The sequence below is a fragment of the Pantoea sp. ACRSB genome, assembly GCF_022346905.1.
GTDB classification, from domain to species: Bacteria; Pseudomonadota; Gammaproteobacteria; order Enterobacterales; family Enterobacteriaceae; genus Pantoea; species Pantoea piersonii.
This window is the reverse complement of record NZ_JAKRNL010000007.1, coordinates 1-19,026: the sequence shown is the minus strand read 5'-3', so window position 1 is coordinate 19,026 and position 19,026 is coordinate 1. Positions and strand designations below refer to the sequence as shown.

Sequence of the window (19,026 nt, the reverse complement as noted above, 5' to 3'; positions counted from 1 at the left end):
CTGCTCGGCTACCAGCCTCACACCTGTAACCAGAAGGTAACAGGACCATCATTGACCAGCGCGACCTGCATATCGGCGGCGAAGCGTCCGTTGGCGGTGGTCACGCCCTGGCGACGACAGCAGTCGCTGAAATATTCATACAGGCGGTTCGCCTCATCGGGCGCCGCGCCGCGTGAAAAAGAGGGACGCATTCCTTTCTGCGTGTCCGCCGCCAGCGTGAACTGCGATACCACCAGCACGCTGCCGCCAGCCTGCTGGACGTTGAGGTTCATTTTTCCCTGCTCGTCGCTGAAAATGCGGTAGCCCAGCACTTTTTCCGCCAGCCTTTCGGCGCGCTTCTCATCATCCTCTTTTTCCACACCCAACAGCACCAGCAGGCCGGGACCGATTTCGCCGACCACCGTACGCTCTACGCTTACGCTGGCGCTGAGTACTCGTTGTATCAACGCAATCATGCAACCTCTCGTTCTTTTTCGCCTTCCTGCTGTTTTAACTGGCGATAATCGCCCAGCGTCACGGTGATTTCCGCGCCCAGCAACACAATACACCAGGTCCAGTAGACCCAGAGAAACAGGATTGGAATAACCGCCAGCACGCCATAAATCAACTGGTATGAGGGAAACATCGTAACATAGAGGGCAAAGCCCTTTTTACCCAGCTCAAACAGCGCGCCCGCCACCAGCGCGCCGATAAGGGCGTCGCGCGACGGCACGCTGCGCGTCGGCACAATGCTGTACAGCAGCCAGAACGCGAACCAGGAGAGCAACAGCGGGAAAACCCGCAGCACCTGATCGATGATGCCGTAAACGCCGCTGGCGCTTATCCAGCGCAGCGACAGCAGATAAGAGCTGATCGCCAGGCTGGCACCAGCCAGCAGCGGCCCCAGCGTCAGGATCATCCAGTAGACAGCGAAGGAGTACACCAGCGGACGCTTCTTATGGCTGCGCCAGATTGTGTTGAGCGACGTATCGACCGAATGCATCAGCAGCAGCGCAGTGATAATCAGTCCTACCGCGCCGAGCGCCGTCATACGGTGTACGTTAGCGACGAACTGATCCAGATAGCGCTGCACCACATTGCCCGTCGCCGGAACAAAATTGGTAAAAATGAAGTTTTTCAGCTGAACGCTGACTTCAGAAAAGACCGGAAACGCAGAGAAAAGCGCGAATACCACAGCGATCAGCGGTACCAGCGCCAGCAAAGAGACAAAGGCCAGGTTTCCGGCCTGCGTCGTCATGTTGTCCTCGTTAATACGTTTCCACAGCAGCCTGAACCACAGCCAGAGGGCGTGGCAGTTCGAAATAAAGGGACGCGACGTCATCATTCAGCGATGGCTTGCCAGCCAGGTCGGCACTGTTTTGCTATCGGTGACCAGCACGCTCCTGATGCCCAGCGCCTCGGCAGCCGCGATATTAGCCTCATTGTCGTCAAAGAAGATTGCCTGATCGGCAAGGTAGCCCTCCTGCTGCAACACATGCTCAAAGATGCGCGCTTCAGGCTTGCGCATCCCTAACTCCTGCGACAGGTAGACCACGTCCGCCGCCGCTCGCACCTCAGGATACTGCGTCGGCCAGAATTCCGTATGCAGCCTGTTGGTGTTGGAGAGGATCACCACGCGGTGGCCGTCGGCGCGCAGCTGGTTCATCAGCGCCAGCGTCTCGGCGCGTGCCTCCATAAATACCGCCTGCCAGCCCGCTACGAACTGTTCGTAGCTCAGCGCGATATCGAGCTGCTCGCACAGCTTCGCGGCGAAATGCTCGTCGCTAATTTCACCGCGCTCGTGCTGCTCAAACGCCTCATCCATCTGGAAACGGCTTTGCAACAGCGCCAGCGGTACGCGGCCAAGGTCACTCCAGACGCCCAGCACACGGTTAAAATCGATATCAACAATCACATTGCCTAAATCAAAAATGTACAACATGTCGTTACTCCTCTGATTCCCTGGATCATTCACTCTAGCGGCAAAAACATGGACTGAACAGGTAACAGGCAGGAGAAAAATCCGTTATGGAAGCTGGCGCATGCAGGCTTAACGCGTGCAGGGTATGGGCTGGGCTATGCAGCAGGGTAAACAGAATCAGAATGGCGGCAGGAATAAAAAAGCCCCGGTAAACGGGGCTTTTTATCAAGGCGAAACGTCTTACTCTTTCGGACCGCGAGACGCGCGTTTGCGGTCGTTCTCGGTCAGATGACGTTTACGGATACGGACTGACTGCGGCGTCACTTCTACCAGCTCGTCGTCATCGATGAATTCGATGGCCTGCTCAAGGGTCATCTTCACCGGCGGCACCAGGGTAGTCGCTTCATCCGTACCGGAAGCACGCATGTTGGTCAGCTTCTTACCGGTCAGGCAGTTAACGGTCAGGTCGTTAGAACGGCTGTGAATACCGATGATCTGGCCTTCATAGACTTCTGCGCCGTGACCCAGGAACAGCTTGCCGCGATCCTGCAGACCGAACAGGGCGAAGGCTACCGCTTTACCCTGACCGTTAGAGATCAGCACGCCGTTCTGACGCTGACCCACTTCGCCCGGACGAATGTCGTCGTAGTGGCTGAAGGTGGAGTAAAGCAGACCGGTACCTGAAGTCATGGTCATGAATTCGTTACGGAAGCCGATCAGACCACGGCTCGGGATAACGTAGTCAAGACGCACGCGGCCTTTACCATCCGGATCCATGTTTTTCAGATCGCCTTTACGCTCGCCCATGGCTTGCATAACCGCGCCCTGATTGTTCTCTTCGATATCCAGCGTAACGTTCTCGAACGGCTCTTGTTTACGGCCGTCGATTTCACGGAAGATAACTTTCGGACGGGATACCGCCAGCTCGAAGCCTTCGCGACGCATGTTTTCGATCAGCACCGACAGGTGCAGTTCGCCACGGCCGGATACGCGGAACGCGTCCGCATCTTCAGTCTCTTCAACGCGCAGCGCAACGTTGTGCACCAGCTCTTTGTTCAGGCGCTCAAGGATCTGACGCGAGGTCACATACTTGCCTTCCTGACCGCAGAATGGCGAGGTGTTGACGTTGAAGAACATGGTTACGGTCGGCTCATCGACGCTCAGCGCCGGCAGCGCCTCTACATTCTGCGGATCGCAGATAGTATCGGAGATGTTCAGCTCGCCCAGACCGGTGATCGCCACGATATCGCCCGCTTCCGCCAGGTCAGTATCGATACGCTCCAGGCCCAGGTGACCCAGCACTTTGCCAACTTTACCGTTGCGCGTTTTGCCTTCGCTGTCGACAACAGTAACCTGCTGGTTCGGCTTGATTTTACCGCGCTTGATGCGGCCGATGCCGATCACGCCCAGGTAGTTGTTGTAGTCCAGCTGCGAAATCTGCATCTGCAGCGGCGCGTCAACTTCAACCTGCGGCGGAGAAACGTGCTCAACGATCGCCTGATAAAGCGGGGTCATATCTTCAGCCATGTCGGTGTGATCCAGACCGGCGATGCCCTGCAGCGCAGACGCGTAAATAATCGGGAAATCAAGCTGCTCGTCGGTTGCGTCCAGGTTGACGAACAGGTCAAACACCTGGTCAACAACCCAGTCAGGACGCGCGCCCGGACGGTCAATCTTGTTGATAACAACGATCGGCTTCAAACCATGGGCAAAGGCTTTTTTGGTCACGAAGCGGGTTTGCGGCATAGGGCCATCCATCGCATCGACAACCAACAGCACCGAATCCACCATGGACATGACGCGCTCTACCTCACCGCCAAAGTCGGCGTGTCCCGGGGTATCAACGATGTTGATACGGTAGTCATTCCATTTGATGGCGGTGTTTTTCGCGAGGATGGTAATCCCACGCTCTTTCTCCAAATCGTTGGAGTCCATCACACGCTCAGTCGCTTCGGTACGCGCGTCAAAGGTACCGGACTGTTGCAGCAGTTTATCAACCAGGGTGGTCTTACCATGGTCTACGTGCGCGATGATGGCGATGTTACGCAAATTTTCGATCACAACTTTGCCTCAGGCATTAGAAATAGCGCGCTATTGTACACGGATTAAGCGGGATACTGAACACGATCACACTTCTCACCTGAAGTTTATTGCACTGACGGAAATTTGCGCTGGCAGCGGTGCACTTAATGCACTAAGTTGGAATATTGCACCATATTGGTGCTTAAATTTGCTGGTAAAGCACGCTTTTGGTGCAAAAAAGTCAGGCTGGTGCATCTCTCTGGCGACAAAAGAGTGCGCACAGGCCCGATTTAGTCGCTTTGAAAAAAGTTGGCATAAAATTCGCTTTATCTTTTTTAAGCGAAAACAGCAGTTGCACGACAGTTGCAGAGCTTGCCGAGATCGGCTGGTTGGGAATGGCGGTCAGACACACTGGAATTCAGACGACGCTGCCACTCACCACGATGATAATGACCCTTTCCAGGAGAGTTGAGTATGTCCGCTGAACACGTTCTCTCGATGATGAACGAGCACGAAGTTAAGTTTGTTGACCTGCGTTTTACCGATACCAAAGGTAAAGAACAGCACGTTACTATCCCTGCTCACCAGGTTAACGCTGACTTTTTCGAAGAAGGCAAAATGTTTGATGGCTCCTCTATCGGCGGCTGGAAAGGCATTAACGAATCAGACATGGTGCTGATGCCGGACGCAACGACTGCGGTTCTGGACCCGTTCTTCGAAGACCCGACGCTGATCATCCGTTGTGACATCCTCGAGCCAGGCACAATGCAGGGCTACGATCGCGACCCGCGTTCCATCGCCAAGCGCGCTGAAGAATATCTGCGCTCTTCCGGCATCGCCGACACCGTACTCTTTGGACCGGAGCCGGAATTCTTCCTGTTCGACGACATTCGTTTCGGCTCTTCTACCTCCGGCTCGCATGTCGCTATCGATGATATCGAAGCGGCCTGGAACACCGGCAAAGAGTACGAAGGCGGCAACAAAGGCCACCGTCCTGGCCTGAAAGGCGGCTATTTCCCGGTTCCACCGGTCGACTCTTCGCAGGACATCCGCTCCGCCATGTGTCTGACCATGGAACAGATGGGCCTGGTTGTTGAAGCGCACCACCACGAAGTGGCGACCGCAGGTCAGAACGAAGTGGCAACCCGCTTCAACACCATGACCAAAAAAGCGGACGAAATTCAGATCTATAAATATGTCGTGCATAACGTCGCACACGCTTACGGCAAAACCGCGACCTTTATGCCGAAGCCGATGTTCGGCGATAACGGTTCTGGCATGCACTGCCATATGTCGCTCTCTAAAGGCGGCGTAAACCTGTTCGCAGGCGACAAATACGGCGGCCTGTCTGAAACCGCGCTGTTCTACATCGGCGGTATCATTAAGCACGCAAAAGCGATCAACGCCCTGGCGAACTCGACCACCAACTCCTATAAGCGTCTGGTGCCTGGTTATGAAGCGCCGGTTATGCTGGCTTACTCTGCCCGTAACCGCTCCGCCTCTATCCGTATCCCGGTTGTTGCCAGCCCGAAAGCGCGTCGTATCGAAGCGCGCTTCCCGGATCCGGCTGCTAACCCGTACCTGGCGTTCACCGCGCTGCTGATGGCTGGCCTCGACGGCGTGATCAATAAGATCCACCCGGGCGATGCGATGGATAAAAACCTGTACGATCTGCCGCCGGAAGAAGAAGCGGAGATTCCAAAAGTTGCAGGTTCGCTGGAAGAAGCGCTGAACGCGCTGAACGAAGATCGCGAGTTCCTGACCCGCGGCGGCGTATTCACCGACGATGCCATCGATGCCTATATCGAACTGCGTAAAGTTGAGAACGACCGCGTTCGCATGACGCCGCACCCGGTTGAGTTCGAACTGTACTACAGCGTTTAATCTTTATTCTGCACAGGTCGCGTTGCCGCTCCAGGCGGCAACAGGAAAGATTCCGAGGCTGCTAACGCAGCGGCGACGCGCAAGCGCAGAAGGTTTTTGTTGCCGTGGAAACTTTAGCCCATCTCCGGATGGGCTTTTTTCGCCGCGAAATCATCGTTCAGCCGTCTGGAAACAGGCGCGGAAGAGTATAATGCACTGAATTAGTGCAGAGGAACGCTGTATGGCAACTGGCTCCCTGCCCGATGCGGGGCAAATTCTCAACTCTCTGATAAACAGTATCCTGCTGGTGGACGACGAACTGGTCATTCACTACGCCAATCCGGCGGCGCAGCAGTTACTGGCGCAAAGCTCACGCAAACTGTTCGGCACGCCGTTGCCCGATCTGACAGGTTACTTTTCGCTGAATATCGAAGTAATGCGCGAGAGTCTGGAGGCTGGCCAGGGCTTTACCGACAGCGAAGTGACCCTGGTGGTCGATGGCCGCGCGCATGTGATGGCGCTGACGGCGCAACGGCTGCCGGACAGCTTTATTCTGCTGGAGATGGCACCGATGGATAACCAGCGCCGCCTCAGCCAGGAGCAGCTTCAGCATGCGCAGCAGGTCGCGGCGCGCGATCTGGTGCGCGGACTTGCGCATGAAATTAAAAATCCGCTCGGCGGACTACGCGGCGCGGCGCAGCTGTTATCACGCGCGCTACCCGATCCGTCGCTAAACGAATACACCAAAGTCATTATTGAGCAGGCCGATCGTCTGCGTAACCTGGTCGATCGACTGCTCGGCCCGCAGCAGCCTGGCATGCATATTACGCAGAGTATTCATCAGGTAGCGGAGCGCGTGGTGAATCTGGTGTCGATGGAGCTGCCGGAAAATATTGCGCTGGTGCGCGATTACGATCCCAGCCTGCCAGAACTGCCACACGATCCCGATCAGATTGAGCAGGTGTTGCTGAACGTGGTGCGCAACGCGCTGCAGGCGCTGGGCAAAGATGGCGGCACCATTATTTTACGCACCCGCACCGCCTTTCAACTCACGCTTCACGGCACGCGCTACCGGCTGGCGGCGCGCATCGACGTTGAGGATGACGGCCCAGGCATTCCTGCCCAGCTGCAGGATACGCTGTTCTACCCAATGGTGAGCGGACGCGAAGGCGGCACCGGCCTCGGTCTCTCTATCGCCCGTAGCCTGATTGATCAGCATTCAGGAAAAATTGAATTTAACAGTTGGCCTGGACACACCGAATTTTCGGTTTACCTGCCTATACGCCAGTGAGGTTTCTATGCAACGAGGGATAGTCTGGATCGTCGATGACGATAGCTCCATCCGCTGGGTGCTTGAACGCGCGCTTACTGGAGCCGGGTTAAGCTGTGCCACGTTCGACAGCGCCAGTGAAGTGCTGGATGCGCTCTCGACCAAAACCCCAGACGTTTTACTGTCAGATATTCGCATGCCGGGCATGGATGGGCTGGCGCTGCTGAAACAGATTAAACAGCGTCATCCGATGCTGCCGGTCATCATTATGACAGCGCACTCCGACCTGGATGCGGCGGTAAGCGCTTATCAGCAAGGCGCGTTCGATTATCTGCCGAAGCCCTTTGATATTGATGAAGCCGTGGCGCTGGTTGAGCGCGCTATCAGTCACTATCAGGAGCAGCAGCAGCCGCGCAACCAGCCAGTCAGCGGACCGACTACCGATATCATCGGCGAAGCGCCGGCGATGCAGGACGTTTTCCGCATTATTGGGCGTTTGTCGCGCTCGTCGATCAGCGTGCTGATCAACGGCGAATCAGGCACCGGTAAAGAGCTGGTCGCACATGCACTTCATCGTCACAGCCCGCGCGCCAAAGCGCCTTTTATCGCGCTGAATATGGCGGCTATCCCGAAAGATCTGATCGAATCTGAGCTGTTTGGCCATGAAAAAGGGGCCTTTACCGGCGCAAACCAGATTCGTCAGGGCCGTTTCGAGCAGGCGGACGGCGGCACGCTGTTCCTGGACGAGATCGGTGATATGCCGCTCGATGTCCAGACGCGTCTGTTGCGCGTACTGGCCGACGGGCAGTTTTACCGCGTCGGCGGCTATGCGCCGGTTAAAGTCGACGTGCGTATTATTGCGGCCACGCACCAGAATCTGGAGCTGCGGGTGCAGGAAGGCAAGTTTCGCGAGGATCTCTTCCATCGCCTGAACGTGATCCGCGTTCATCTGCCGCCGCTGCGTGAACGCCGTGAGGATATTCCCCGCCTGGCGCGTTATTTCCTGCAGGTGGCGGCGCGCGAACTGGGCGTTGAGGCGAAAATCCTTCATCCGGAAACCGAAGCGGCGCTGACGCGTCTGCACTGGTCAGGCAATGTGCGCCAGCTGGAGAATACCTGCCGCTGGTTGACGGTGATGGCGGCCGGTCAGGAAGTGCTGATTCAGGATCTGCCTCCTGAGCTGTTCGAGTCCAGCACGCCGGAAAGCCCGATGCAGTCGCTGCCGGACAGCTGGGCGACGCTGCTGGCGCAGTGGGCTGACCGCGCGCTGCGTTCCGGTCATCAAAACCTGCTCTCTGAAGCGCAACCGGAAATGGAGCGCACGCTGTTGACGACTGCGCTGCGCCATACCCAAGGGCACAAGCAGGAAGCGGCACGACTGCTGGGCTGGGGACGCAACACCCTCACTCGCAAACTGAAAGAGCTGGGCATGGAGTAACGGCGCGGGCGAACGGGCAACTTTTTGTACGCTTTTTCGCCTTGTCCCGCTTTACACACCGAAGCCGTTCAGTATTATACGGGCGGCTATCGGGAGATGAACGATGTTAGAATCCTTTCTTCACATGATTTCGCACAATGTCGCCGTTATCGGCAGCGCTGCCGGCCATTCGCCGCAGGCTGCTGTCGCGGCCGTACTGTGCGCCATTATGGTCAACCTGTTTAACTGATCGCAGTGCTGCAAGCGGATGACGGGGCGCATCTCTGTCATCGCCTCGTCATCCGCGCAGGCATATGCTCGCCTTAAATCACGCGTGAAAACTGCTGCTGGCGCGCCTTCTGCCGCAGATAAACGTCAAAGCACATACAGATGTTGCGGATCAGCAAACGGCCTGCGCCAGTGACCTGCAAACCGCTGGCGCGCCGCTCCACCAGCCCATCCTCTGCCAGCGGCTGTAACAGCGCTAAATCTTCAGCAAAGTAGTCGCAGAAACGAATCGCGTACTGCGCTTCGATGGCGCGGAAATCGAGCGAGAAGTTACAAATCAGCCTTTTGATAACGTCGCGACGCAGGCAATCATCCCTGCTGAGCGCCACGCCGCGCCAGAGCGCCTCTCCGCGCGTCGCCACCGCGTCATACCAGCGGTTTAGCTCTTTCTCATTCTGCGCGTAGCTGTCGCCGATCATGCTGATGGCGGAAACGCCGAGGCCCAGCAGATCGCTGTCGCCCTGCGTGGTGTAACCCTGGAAATTGCGATGCAGCAGTCCCGCTCGCTGCGCCTGTGCCAGCTCATCCTGCGGCTTAGCAAAGTGATCCATGCCGATAAAGTCATAGCCCTGCCGGGTCAGCGTAGCGATGGTCTGCTGCAGGATCTCCAGCTTCTGCTGCGCCGACGGCAGCTCCTGCTCTTTGATTTTACGCTGCGCCGCAAACAGCGCGGGCAGGTGCGCATAGTTGAACACGCTCATCCGATCCGGATTAAGCGCAATCACGCGCTGTAGCGTATAGGCGAAGCTCTCTGGCGTTTGCAGTGGCAAACCGTAGATAAGATCGATGCTGGTGGAGTGAAAGCCCTGTTCACGCGCGCGCGCCATGAGGGCAAAAATCGCCTCTTCATCCTGTACGCGATTAACGCGTTCCTGCACCGCTTTATTGAAATCCTGCACGCCCATGCTCAGCCGGTTAAAGCCGAGCTGGCGCAGATGCGAGATTGTGTCAGGCTCGATTTCGCGTGGATCGACCTCAATCGACATTTCAAGATCGTGGGCCAGGTTAAAGTTTGTTCTCAGCAAAGTCACCAGCCGGGATAGCTGCTCACGGTTGAGAAAGGTCGGCGTGCCGCCGCCCCAGTGCAGCTGCGTGACGCGCCGATCGCGGAACAGCGGCGCGCGATGGTGGATCTCCTGCGCCAGCGCGTCCAGATAGCGGTCGGCCTTATGCAGCTGGCGCGTCACGATCTTATTGCAGCCGCAGAAGTAGCAGAGCTTATGGCAGAACGGGATATGAACGTAGAGCGACAGCGGCCGCTCAGGATAACGAGCCACGGCGCGCTGAAAATCCGTTTCGCCATAGCTGTCGCTGAACTCAAGCGCAGTGGGATAAGAGGTATAGCGCGGGCCAGCGTAATTGTACTTTTCAATAAGCCGCTGATCCCAGGAGACAGGTTGCAAAGACATGCTTACTCCTTCCGGTGACGTCTGAGAGAAGGTCGCGATGCAGAAGAGAGGAAAGGTGGGCGGGACTGAACCCGACGTAAACGTGACTTCAGACGCGACAGGCGCCGTAGTTTAGCCAATAACAGCAGGAGATAACATGTCAGCAGCAGCGCTAAAATTGATCCAGGCCAAAACATAACGATTTACCTGTCTGGCGCGGCATGCGCCGGAGCGCATGCCGATCAAAAACTCAGTTGCCTTTTAGCAGGCGATACATATCTTCTTCGGCCTGCTCGTCTTCCGCCTCGTCATCCATGTTGATGCCGAGTTGCTCCATCAGTTCGTCAATGCGATCCAGGGTTTCATCAAGCCATGCCTGCTCTTCCGCCGACAGCGTGTCGCCATTTTCCATGCGATCCAGCAGCGCATCCAGACGCTCGCTGTTTTCCAGCTGCGCCAGCTCCTCTTCCGGACTGAGGCGCACTTTGGGCGCGACCGGCTTCGCCGCTTTTTTTACCGGTGCGCTGACCGTTGCGCCATCCGCCACCAGCGGAATCGGTTTTTTACTGCCGATACGCGGGTCTTTGGCTTTATTGCCCTGGCCAGATTTTCCCGCGCTGGTTTCAGGATTGGCGCGGCTGCCCGAGGCATTGCCGCGATGCTTTTTGTCGCGCTTGCGATCGCGCGCGACCTGATTGAGTTCTTCACGCGATTTGCGTTTTGTTTTGCTTGCCGGTTTACCGGGCGCGCCGCGTACAGGTTGCTTCATGATGTTCGGTCTCAACGTTTTTAATCAGTATCAGTATATACCCCTCACTCTTGACGCGGCTTTTTTGTCAGCGATGCGTACCTGAAAGTACGTATCCTCTTCACAAGCTCGTCTGATAACGGAAGGTACAGAATTGCGGCGAAATCTAGCAGAAAGCGGACAAAGAAAAAAGGCGACAGCCTGAAGCTGTCGCCTTATTTCACACCTTCCGCAGAAGGAATCATATTTTTAATCCATTTTGGCTCGCAACGTCCCGGTTGATCCCGCGCCTGCTCAACTCCTGAGCTACTCCCTGTCCTTTTCCGGCCCGTAATCCCTGACCGTTTCCCTTCCTCTGCTCGCGGTCATCCCAACGCTCCTGAGCACATCTTCCTGATGGGTGCTGCCCTGCACTGCCCAATAATGTAGACCAACCTGCAGAAGCCACAACCCAGTCACGGACTGATTTGCGCATTTAAACAGCCATATATTGTTAATTACATGATTTTTAATATTTTTATTTTTCAGATTTTTCATTAAAACAGGTTATAACGGGCAACATTTATGGCAAATGTCTTACAAAATTCTGACGACCGATGCTGTCGGGCACTTTTGCGCCATAACGCGTATAATCAGCGCCAATGCCCGTATTCGTCTCTGGAGTTAAATTTTGTCTGCACTGAATTATCACGTTACCCATTTTATCCTCAGCGCCCCCGATATCCGCCATTTACCTGCCGATACCGGTATTGAGGTCGCCTTTGCCGGGCGTTCGAACGCGGGTAAATCCAGCGCGCTGAATACGCTGACCAACCAAAAAAGCCTGGCGCGCACCAGTAAAACCCCTGGGCGCACGCAGCTGATCAACCTGTTTGAAGTCGCCGACGGCAAACGCCTGGTGGATTTGCCGGGTTACGGCTATGCCGAAGTGCCGGAAGAGATGAAGCGTAAATGGCAGCGCGCGCTTGGTGAATATTTGCAAAAACGCGAAGCGCTGAAAGGCCTGGTGGTGCTGATGGATATTCGTCACCCGTTAAAAGATCTCGACCAGCAGATGATTGAGTGGGCGGTAGAGAGCCAGATTCCGGTACTGGTGCTGCTGACGAAAGCAGATAAGCTCGCCTCTGGCGCGCGCAAAGCGCAGCTCAATATGGTACGCGAAGCCTCGCTGGCCTTTATGGGCGACGTGCAGGTGGAGATGTTCTCTTCTCTGAAAAAGATGGGCGTCGATAAGCTGCGCCAGAAGCTGGATGTCTGGTTTAACGAATTAGCGCCTGCGCAGGATACGTCGGCTGACGCGTAGAAAGTGAGTGATGTCGCTCGCTGCGCTGAGCAAAGCCCAATAAAAAACGCCCCAGTCATATAATGACTGGGGCGGCTAATATTCAGCCAAATCCGATTACGTGAAGTAAAAGGTCTGAAAGATAGAACATCTTACCTCTGTACCCTACGCCTCGAACTTTACCTGATTTTTTCTGACGTACAAAGGCTTTTTTGTAGTTAGTTTTCATCAAACGACATGATTTTTCATGCGTTCATCACAAAAATAGCCTCTGACTGTAGTTTAATTACCAAAAAAATGCTTAACCGATAAGTAGTTAGAAAACGCCCAATTTCTCTTTCAGGCTGAATCGGTTAAACAGACTATTTTCTTATAGGCCGAGCTGACCGGAGAGCAGTATCCTTCCCCGGCCTGAGCAACATTAATCAGTGTGCCTCGTCCCAGTTTTCTCCGACGCCGATCTCTACCTGCAACGGGACATCAAGCTTCATACTGCCCTCCATCAGCTTACGGATCTGCTGGCTTGCGGACTCGACTGCATCGCTCTGCACTTCGAACACCAGTTCATCGTGCACCTGCATGATCATCCTTACCGCGTCATCGTTTTGCTGTTGCAGCCAGTCGTCGACCGCAATCATCGCGCGCTTGATGATATCCGCCGCTGTGCCCTGCATAGGCGCGTTGATAGCCGCGCGCTCGGCGGCTTTACGGCGAATAGCATTGCTGGAATTGATATCCGGCAGCCAGAGGCGGCGTCCATCCAGGGTTTCGACATAGCCTTTGCTGGCTGCAAGCTGGCGCGTGTTTTCCATATAGCGCAGCACGCCGGGATAGCGTTCAAAGTAGAGATCCATATACCTTTTCGCTTCGCCCGCACCGATATTAAGCTGACGCGACAGACCGAAGGCGCTCATGCCATATATCAGGCCGAAGTTAATTGCCTTCGCGCTGCGGCGCTGCTCGCCGCTCACTTTGTCGAGCGCAACGCCAAATACCTCTGCCGCAGTGGCGCGGTGAATATCTTCGCCGTGGGCGAAAGCGTCCAGCAGGCCTTTGTCCTGCGACAGGTGCGCCATGATACGCAGCTCAATCTGCGAGTAGTCCGCCGCCACGATGCGGTTACCTTTCCCTGCGATAAAGGCCTGACGGATGCGGCGCCCTTCATCATTGCGCACAGGAATGTTCTGCAGGTTAGGATCGGTAGAGGAGAGACGCCCGGTTGCGGTTACCGCCTGATGGTAGGAGGTATGTACGCGGCCGGTCAGCGGGTTGATCATCTGCGGCAGCTTGTCGGTATAGGTCGATTTAAGCTTCGACAGGCCGCGATGCTCAAGAATGACTTTCGGCAGCGGGTAATCGAGGGCCAGTTCCGCCAGCACCTCTTCGCTGGTAGAAGGCGCGCCGCCAGGCGTTTTTTTGGTCGGTTTGATGCCCTGTTTTTCAAACAGAATCGTCTGTAGCTGCTTAGTGGAAGAAAGATTAAAAGGCTCGCCCGCCAGCTCATGCGCTTTCTGCTCCAGCTCCGCCAGCCTGTGCGTCAGCTCTTTTGAGTGCTGCGCCAGAATGCCCTGATCGATCAGCACGCCGTTACGCTCGACGCGTGAAATCACCGTCACCAGCGGCATTTCAATCTCTTCGAAAATTTTCCTCGGACCCGCCTCTTTCTCCAGCTCCGCCCACATTTTCAGGTGCAGCTGGAGCGTGACGTCAGCATCTTCCGCCGCGTAGTGCGCCGCCTGTTCCAGCGCGATTTGATTGAAAGTCAGCTGGTTTTTGCCCTTGCCGGCAATCTCTTCAAAAGTCACGGTCTTATGATTCAGCCAGCGGGCCGACAGGCTGTCCATATCGTGCTTACCCACCACGCTGTTAAGAATGTAGGATTCCAGCATGGTATCGAACTTAATGCCGCCCAGTTCGATGTCGTAATTTTTCAGGACGCCGCGATCGTACTTCAGGTTCTGGCCTACTTTCAGGGCTTTGCTATCTTCCAGAATCGGTTTGAGCTGCGCCAGCACCTCAAGGCGATCCAGCTGATCCGGTGCATCAAGATAATCGTGGCCGACCGGCAAATAGGCGGCCTCTCCCGGCGCGACGGCCAGCGCGATACCGACGATATTGGCGCTGAGCGTATCGAGCGAGTCGGTTTCCAGATCAAACGCGAAGAGATCGCTCTGTTTCAGCTTCTCCAGCCAGGCATCGAAGGTCGCCTGATCGAGAATAGTAACGTAGCCGTCTGAAGCGAGCACGCTGGTCGCCTCTGGCTTCGCGGATCCTTCGTCAGGTAGCGCCTGCTGGGCTTTCAGATTGCTCTTTTTCCCCTGTAGCCATTTGCCATCCTGCAGATCGGCCAGCCAGCGTTTGAACTCGTAACGACCGAACAGCTCCTGCAGAGCCGCGACGTCCGGTTCGGCAACCGTCAGTTCGCTGCAGGTAAGCTCCAGCTCGACGTCGGTTTTGATGGTGGCAAGCTGATAAGAGAGGAATGCCACTTCGCGGTTCTGCTCCAGCTTCGCCGCCATGGTTTTCGCGCCGCGGAAAGAGAGCTCGGCGACCTTATCAAGGTTATCGTAAATAGAGCGCATGCCACCTAACCCCTGCAGCAGCGCCTGCGCGGTTTTTTCCCCAACGCCCGGTACGCCAGGAATGTTATCCGAGCTGTCGCCCATCATCGCCAGGAAATCGATGATCAGCGCTGGCGGCACGCCATATTTCTGCTCTACCTCTTCAGGGCCGAGAATGGTGTTGGTCATGGTATTGATTAAGGTAATGTTCGGCGTGACCAGCTGCGCCATATCCTTATCGCCGGTGCTGATAAGCACAGGGCGGCCCTCTTTCTCCGCCTGCAGCGCCAGCGTACCGATCACGTCGTCCGCCTCAACGCCGCTTACCGCCAGCAGCGGCAAGCCCATCGCTTTTACCATCTCGTGCAAAGGCGCCGTTTGCGCGCGCAGATCGTCCGGCATTGGCGGGCGATGTGACTTGTAGTGTTCGAATAACTCATCCCTGAAAGTTTTGCCTTTGGCATCAAATACCACGGCAACGTGGCTTGGATTGTATTGCGTCAGCAGACTTTTCAGCATGTTGAGCACACCATACATCGCGCCGGTAGGCTCTCCTGCGCTGTTAGTGAGCGGCGGAAACGCATGGTAAGCGCGGTAAAGGTAGGATGAGCCATCAACCAGAATCAGGGGGTTTTCTGCAATTTGCGCCATAAGTCTGTGTAATCTTCGTTGCCATGGATTGGACTATAAGGATGCCACAGCTTGAGCAGAATGTTGAACGCAGGGCGTCTACGCCACGATTTTTTCACGGTTTTACGGCGCGGATCGCAAGGATCTTTCTGTGGATAACTTTGTGCGCAAAAATCATAACGCTTTAGGCTCTGCGGTATAAAATGCCGCCAATATTTATTAATTGCAGAAAAATCAATGTATTATTTTATTACCGTGACAGGGTAAGCCTTTCTACACAGGTAGTGGCTTATGTGGATATTAAATTTAGAAGGGTGCGAATGGACTATTTTGCTAAATAATTTCGGCCATAAAAAAACGCCGACAATGTCGGCGTTTTCAGACGTAAAGTACGCGGGTTATTTCTGGCTGACCAGGAACTTCACGACGTTGGCATATTCTGCGACAAAGTTATCCATAGAGCTGGTGTCGAGACCGCCATTATTGACCATATATTTACCGTTAACGAACATTGCCGGTACGCCACGCAGATCGACATCTGACGCCGCTTTTTCCTGCTGCGCAACCAGCGCTTTTACGGCAAAGCTGTTCCAGGCAGCATCATATTCCTGAGAAGAGATACCTGCCGCGTTAATAAAGGCCGCCTTCAGGCTATCTGCATCACTGATGGTTTGGGTTTTCTGAATGCCATCGAAGATAGGCGCAGTCACTTTATCCTCGACGCCCAGCGCCATCGCAACCGCCCATGCGTGGGTGACTACCGGACCGAAATCGCCGCCCAGGAAGTCGACGTGATATTTAACGACTTTAGTATCAGCGGGCAGATTCTTTTTCACGGCATCGCTGATGTGATAAATACGCTCGAACTGATAGCAGTGCGGGCAAAAGAAGGAGAAGAACTCCATCACCTGCGGTTCGCCAGCAACAGGCTTCGGCAGGCTGACGTATTGCTGGCCATCGGTAAACTGGGCAGCAGAAGCGCTGAACGCCAGCACTAAACCAACCAGTGCAAACCATATTTTCTTCATTGTGAAAAATTCTCCTGACTTCTCTATTTAAAATTGCGGGGTCAGCTGTAGCGGCGGTTCCTGCAACAACTTCTCCTGCTCGGTAAATTGCGAAATCTGTCTGCGCCAGAAATCCTCGTCCGTCATCCATGGAAAAGCACGGGGGAAAGCTGGATCCTGCCAGCGGCGCGCAACCCAGGCCAGATAATAAACCATGCGCATAGCGCGTAAAGGCTCAATCAGTGACAATTCATTAATATCAAAATCACTGAATTCAGTATAAGCCTCCAGCAAAATATCCCACTGGATACGCTGCTCCTGACGATCGCCGTTGATCAACATCCAGAGATCCTGCACTGCCGGCCCGTTACGCGCATCGTCGAGATCGACGAATAACGGCCCGTCGCGCCACAGGATATTGCCCGGATGACAATCGCCATGCAGACGCAGCGGCTGCCAGCTGTGATGCCAGCGCTGCTGCAAGGCGACGCCAAGCTTATCGACAGCCTGTAACAGAGCGACCTTCAGAGAGGCGGGCACCAGAGCGTTGCTCGCCAGCTCAGCGCGCGGCTGATGCAGGTACTCCTCTAAATCCATAGTAGGACGCTGCTCAAAGCGTTGTTTGCGTCCGGTCTGATGTATGCGCCCCAGAAAACGGCCTACCCACTCCAGATGCTCATCATTGTCCGTTTCATACTGACGACCGCCAAGGCTGGGAAAAACGGTGAACAAGAAGCCGGCATGGGTGTGAAGCGTTTTTCCCTGCAGAACAAGGGGTGCGGCAACCGGCACTTCGTCAGTTTGCAGATCGTGCGTGAAACGATGTTCTTCTTCAATTTGTGCCGCGCTCCAGCGCTGCGGGCGGTAAAACTTCACGACGTAGCGATGCCGGTCTTCATCACTGAACTGATAAACCCGATTTTCATAGCTGTTGAGCGGCGTTAAACCAGACTCAACCCTAAGACCTGTCTCCCACAGCGCATCAAGGATGGCGTCAGGATTAAGCGTCTGGAAGTTAAAAGCGGCATCCATGATGTTACCCGTTACTGTCTTTGCAAGGAGCCGGCAAGCATAGCATTAGTTGTCGTCCTTAATCACACCGCGAGCGCGCAGCAGCGCGGTTTTAAAATCCGTTTCATAATCTTTTTGTCGGCCCGGAATTTCCGCATACTTGTCTGCGTCACGCATTTTCAGATGGTAAATCAATATGTCATCGGTTAATTCACTTAATGGGCCACTGAAACCAGACTCCTGCGCCAGTTTTTGTAAAAATTGCATAAGGTTAAGATCGGGTTCCTGCTGCCATGCAGGCCGTAACAGCTCAAGCAGTTCATTCAGGCGATGATATTTCATCTATTTTTCCTCATAACAGGTTTGTTATAAGCCTTTAAACAGGGGTATCGGCATGACAGCATTAACCGGCGTTATTCTGGCCGGCGGACAAGGGCGTCGCATGGGCGGTCAGGATAAAGGTTTGGTGCTGTTTAACGGCATCCCGCTTTATCAGCATGTTCTTCAACGGCTCAGGCCGCAAGTTGACATTGTCATGATAAGCGCCAATCGTAACCTTGATCGGTATCAGATGAGCGGCTGTACGGTCATCCCTGATACCCTGCCCGATTATCCAGGGCCGCTTGCAGGCATGCTGAGCAGCCTCCTCGCCGCAGAAACGGAATGGGTCGCCTTCTGTTCCTGCGATACGCCATTTGTGCCCGTAGATTACGTAGATCAGCTATGGCGACAGAGAGAAAAGGCGCCAGCAGTCTGGGCGCGTTCGGCCGAGCGCGATCACCCTGCGCTGGCGTTATTGCACCGTAGCCTGGCTGAGCCGCTGGCTGATTACCTGCAGCGCGGGGAGCGACGTCTGATGCAGTTTTTACGTGAGCAGGGTGGACATGCGGTGCAGGTAAGTCAGAATGAAGCCCCTTTTCGCAACGTCAATACGCCTGAAGATCTCCAGGAGAACGCTGAATGACGCTGCCCTTACTGGCTATTGCCGCCTGGAGCGGAACCGGAAAAACCACGCTGTTGCAGCAGATGATCCCGCAGCTGAAAGCGAGAGGCATCCGGCCTGGGCTGATAAAACATACGCATCATCAGATGGAGATCGATACGCCGGGTAAAGACAGCTACCTGCTGCGAAAAGCGGGCGCCAATCAGGTTATTGTCGCCAGCTCGCAGCGCTGGGCGCTAATGTGCGAGACGCCGCAGAGCGCTGCGCTCGATTTGCATTATCTGGTCAGCCATATGGACCCGGCTTTGGTGGATGTCGTGCTGGTTGAAGGATTTAAAGATGAGCCGGTGCCGAAAATCATCCTGTGGCGCGCAGGCGTAAAAGAAGATGTTTCGCCCTTGCTGGATGATCACGTTATTGCTGTTGCCAGCGATAGTCACCTGGAAGTAGAGGTGCCTTTGCTGAACCTGAATCGTCCGGAAGAGATTACCGATTTTATTGCAGAGTGGCTGAGCAAGGCATAAAAGACGCGACGCGCTGAATAATGATCTTTGCAGCGCGTTTTTCAGGCTTAAAACGCAAAAAACCCTGACCGTGAGGTCAGGGTTATCGCGTTTGGATGCCTGGCAGTTCCCTACTCTCGCATGGGGAGACCCCACACTACCATCGGCGCTACGGCGTTTCACTTCTGAGTTC

At 55.1% G+C, this 19,026-nt stretch carries 17 protein-coding genes; 7 read left to right on the top strand and 10 right to left on the bottom strand.

The window, feature by feature from the left end; genetic code table 11:
• Positions 1-17 precede the first annotated feature (17 nt).
• From dtd to typA, 4 genes are all read right to left on the bottom strand, one after another.
• Positions 18-455: a D-aminoacyl-tRNA deacylase gene (gene dtd / locus MHZ89_RS18250; protein ID WP_311784156.1), complete on the bottom strand. Its 438-nt coding sequence runs from the start codon at positions 453-455 to the stop codon at positions 18-20.
• Complete coding sequence (locus MHZ89_RS18245) at positions 452-1,321, bottom strand: virulence factor BrkB family protein (RefSeq protein ID WP_311784292.1); 870 nt, start codon at positions 1,319-1,321, stop codon at positions 452-454. The genes dtd and MHZ89_RS18245 overlap by 4 nt, the downstream gene beginning before the upstream one ends.
• A 3-nt stretch (positions 1,322-1,324) precedes the next feature.
• A complete protein-coding gene (yihX, locus tag MHZ89_RS18240; RefSeq protein WP_311784155.1) occupies positions 1,325-1,921 on the bottom strand; it encodes a glucose-1-phosphatase in 597 nt (198 codons plus the stop codon).
• A 219-nt stretch (positions 1,922-2,140) separates the two neighbouring features.
• Positions 2,141-3,961 (bottom strand): ribosome-dependent GTPase TypA, encoded by a 1,821-nt coding sequence (gene typA, locus MHZ89_RS18235; protein ID WP_120458137.1) that lies wholly within the window; start codon positions 3,959-3,961, stop codon positions 2,141-2,143.
• A 435-nt stretch (positions 3,962-4,396) separates the two neighbouring features.
• Between typA and glnA the strand changes: the two genes are divergently transcribed.
• The 4 genes from glnA to MHZ89_RS18215 all read left to right on the top strand — a co-directional run bounded on the left by glnA (position 4,397) and on the right by MHZ89_RS18215 (position 8,722).
• On the top strand, positions 4,397-5,806 hold the full coding sequence (glnA, locus tag MHZ89_RS18230) for a glutamate--ammonia ligase (protein ID WP_311784154.1): 1,410 nt from the start codon (positions 4,397-4,399) through the stop codon (positions 5,804-5,806).
• A gap of 220 nt (positions 5,807-6,026) precedes the next feature.
• Positions 6,027-7,076: a nitrogen regulation protein NR(II) gene (glnL, locus tag MHZ89_RS18225; protein ID WP_311784153.1), complete on the top strand. Its 1,050-nt coding sequence runs from the start codon at positions 6,027-6,029 to the stop codon at positions 7,074-7,076.
• Positions 7,077-7,083: 7 nt separating this feature from the next.
• Positions 7,084-8,493, top strand: coding sequence for a nitrogen regulation protein NR(I) (glnG, locus tag MHZ89_RS18220; RefSeq protein WP_311784152.1), 1,410 nt, complete (start codon positions 7,084-7,086; stop codon positions 8,491-8,493).
• Between the two features lie 103 nt (positions 8,494-8,596).
• On the top strand, positions 8,597-8,722 hold the full coding sequence (locus MHZ89_RS18215; RefSeq protein WP_147402120.1) for a YshB family small membrane protein: 126 nt from the start codon (positions 8,597-8,599) through the stop codon (positions 8,720-8,722).
• A 73-nt stretch (positions 8,723-8,795) separates the two neighbouring features.
• Here the strand turns inward: MHZ89_RS18215 and hemN are convergent, their stop codons facing one another.
• Complete coding sequence (gene hemN / locus MHZ89_RS18210; RefSeq protein ID WP_311784151.1) at positions 8,796-10,169, bottom strand: oxygen-independent coproporphyrinogen III oxidase; 1,374 nt, start codon at positions 10,167-10,169, stop codon at positions 8,796-8,798.
• Between the two features lie 229 nt (positions 10,170-10,398).
• Positions 10,399-10,917, bottom strand: coding sequence for a Der GTPase-activating protein YihI (yihI, locus tag MHZ89_RS18205; protein WP_311784150.1), 519 nt, complete (start codon positions 10,915-10,917; stop codon positions 10,399-10,401).
• Positions 10,918-11,566: 649 nt separating this feature from the next.
• Between yihI and yihA the strand changes: the two genes are divergently transcribed.
• On the top strand, positions 11,567-12,199 hold the full coding sequence (gene yihA / locus MHZ89_RS18200) for a ribosome biogenesis GTP-binding protein YihA/YsxC (protein WP_311784149.1): 633 nt from the start codon (positions 11,567-11,569) through the stop codon (positions 12,197-12,199).
• Between the two features lie 404 nt (positions 12,200-12,603).
• Here yihA and polA read toward each other — a convergent pair whose 3' ends face one another.
• The 4 genes from polA to MHZ89_RS18180 form a co-directional block, all read right to left on the bottom strand.
• Complete coding sequence (gene polA, locus MHZ89_RS18195) at positions 12,604-15,390, bottom strand: DNA polymerase I (RefSeq protein WP_311784148.1); 2,787 nt, start codon at positions 15,388-15,390, stop codon at positions 12,604-12,606.
• A gap of 377 nt (positions 15,391-15,767) precedes the next feature.
• The gene (gene dsbA / locus MHZ89_RS18190) at positions 15,768-16,397 is read right to left on the bottom strand and encodes a thiol:disulfide interchange protein DsbA (RefSeq protein ID WP_311784147.1); all 630 of its coding nucleotides are present in this window, start codon (positions 16,395-16,397) and stop codon (positions 15,768-15,770) included.
• Between the two features lie 27 nt (positions 16,398-16,424).
• Positions 16,425-17,411, bottom strand: coding sequence for a serine/threonine protein kinase (locus tag MHZ89_RS18185; protein ID WP_311784291.1), 987 nt, complete (start codon positions 17,409-17,411; stop codon positions 16,425-16,427).
• A 42-nt stretch (positions 17,412-17,453) separates the two neighbouring features.
• Positions 17,454-17,729, bottom strand: a complete 276-nt coding sequence (locus tag MHZ89_RS18180) for a DUF1040 family protein (protein ID WP_311784146.1) — start codon at positions 17,727-17,729, stop codon at positions 17,454-17,456.
• A 52-nt stretch (positions 17,730-17,781) separates the two neighbouring features.
• Between MHZ89_RS18180 and mobA the strand changes: the two genes are divergently transcribed.
• Positions 17,782-18,351, top strand: coding sequence for a molybdenum cofactor guanylyltransferase MobA (gene mobA / locus MHZ89_RS18175; protein WP_311784145.1), 570 nt, complete (start codon positions 17,782-17,784; stop codon positions 18,349-18,351).
• Entirely contained in the window at positions 18,348-18,854 is a 507-nt protein-coding gene (gene mobB / locus MHZ89_RS18170; RefSeq protein WP_311784144.1) for a molybdopterin-guanine dinucleotide biosynthesis protein MobB, read from the top strand. Before mobA ends, mobB begins: the two co-directional genes overlap by 4 nt.
• The last annotated feature ends 172 nt before the right edge of the window (positions 18,855-19,026 follow it).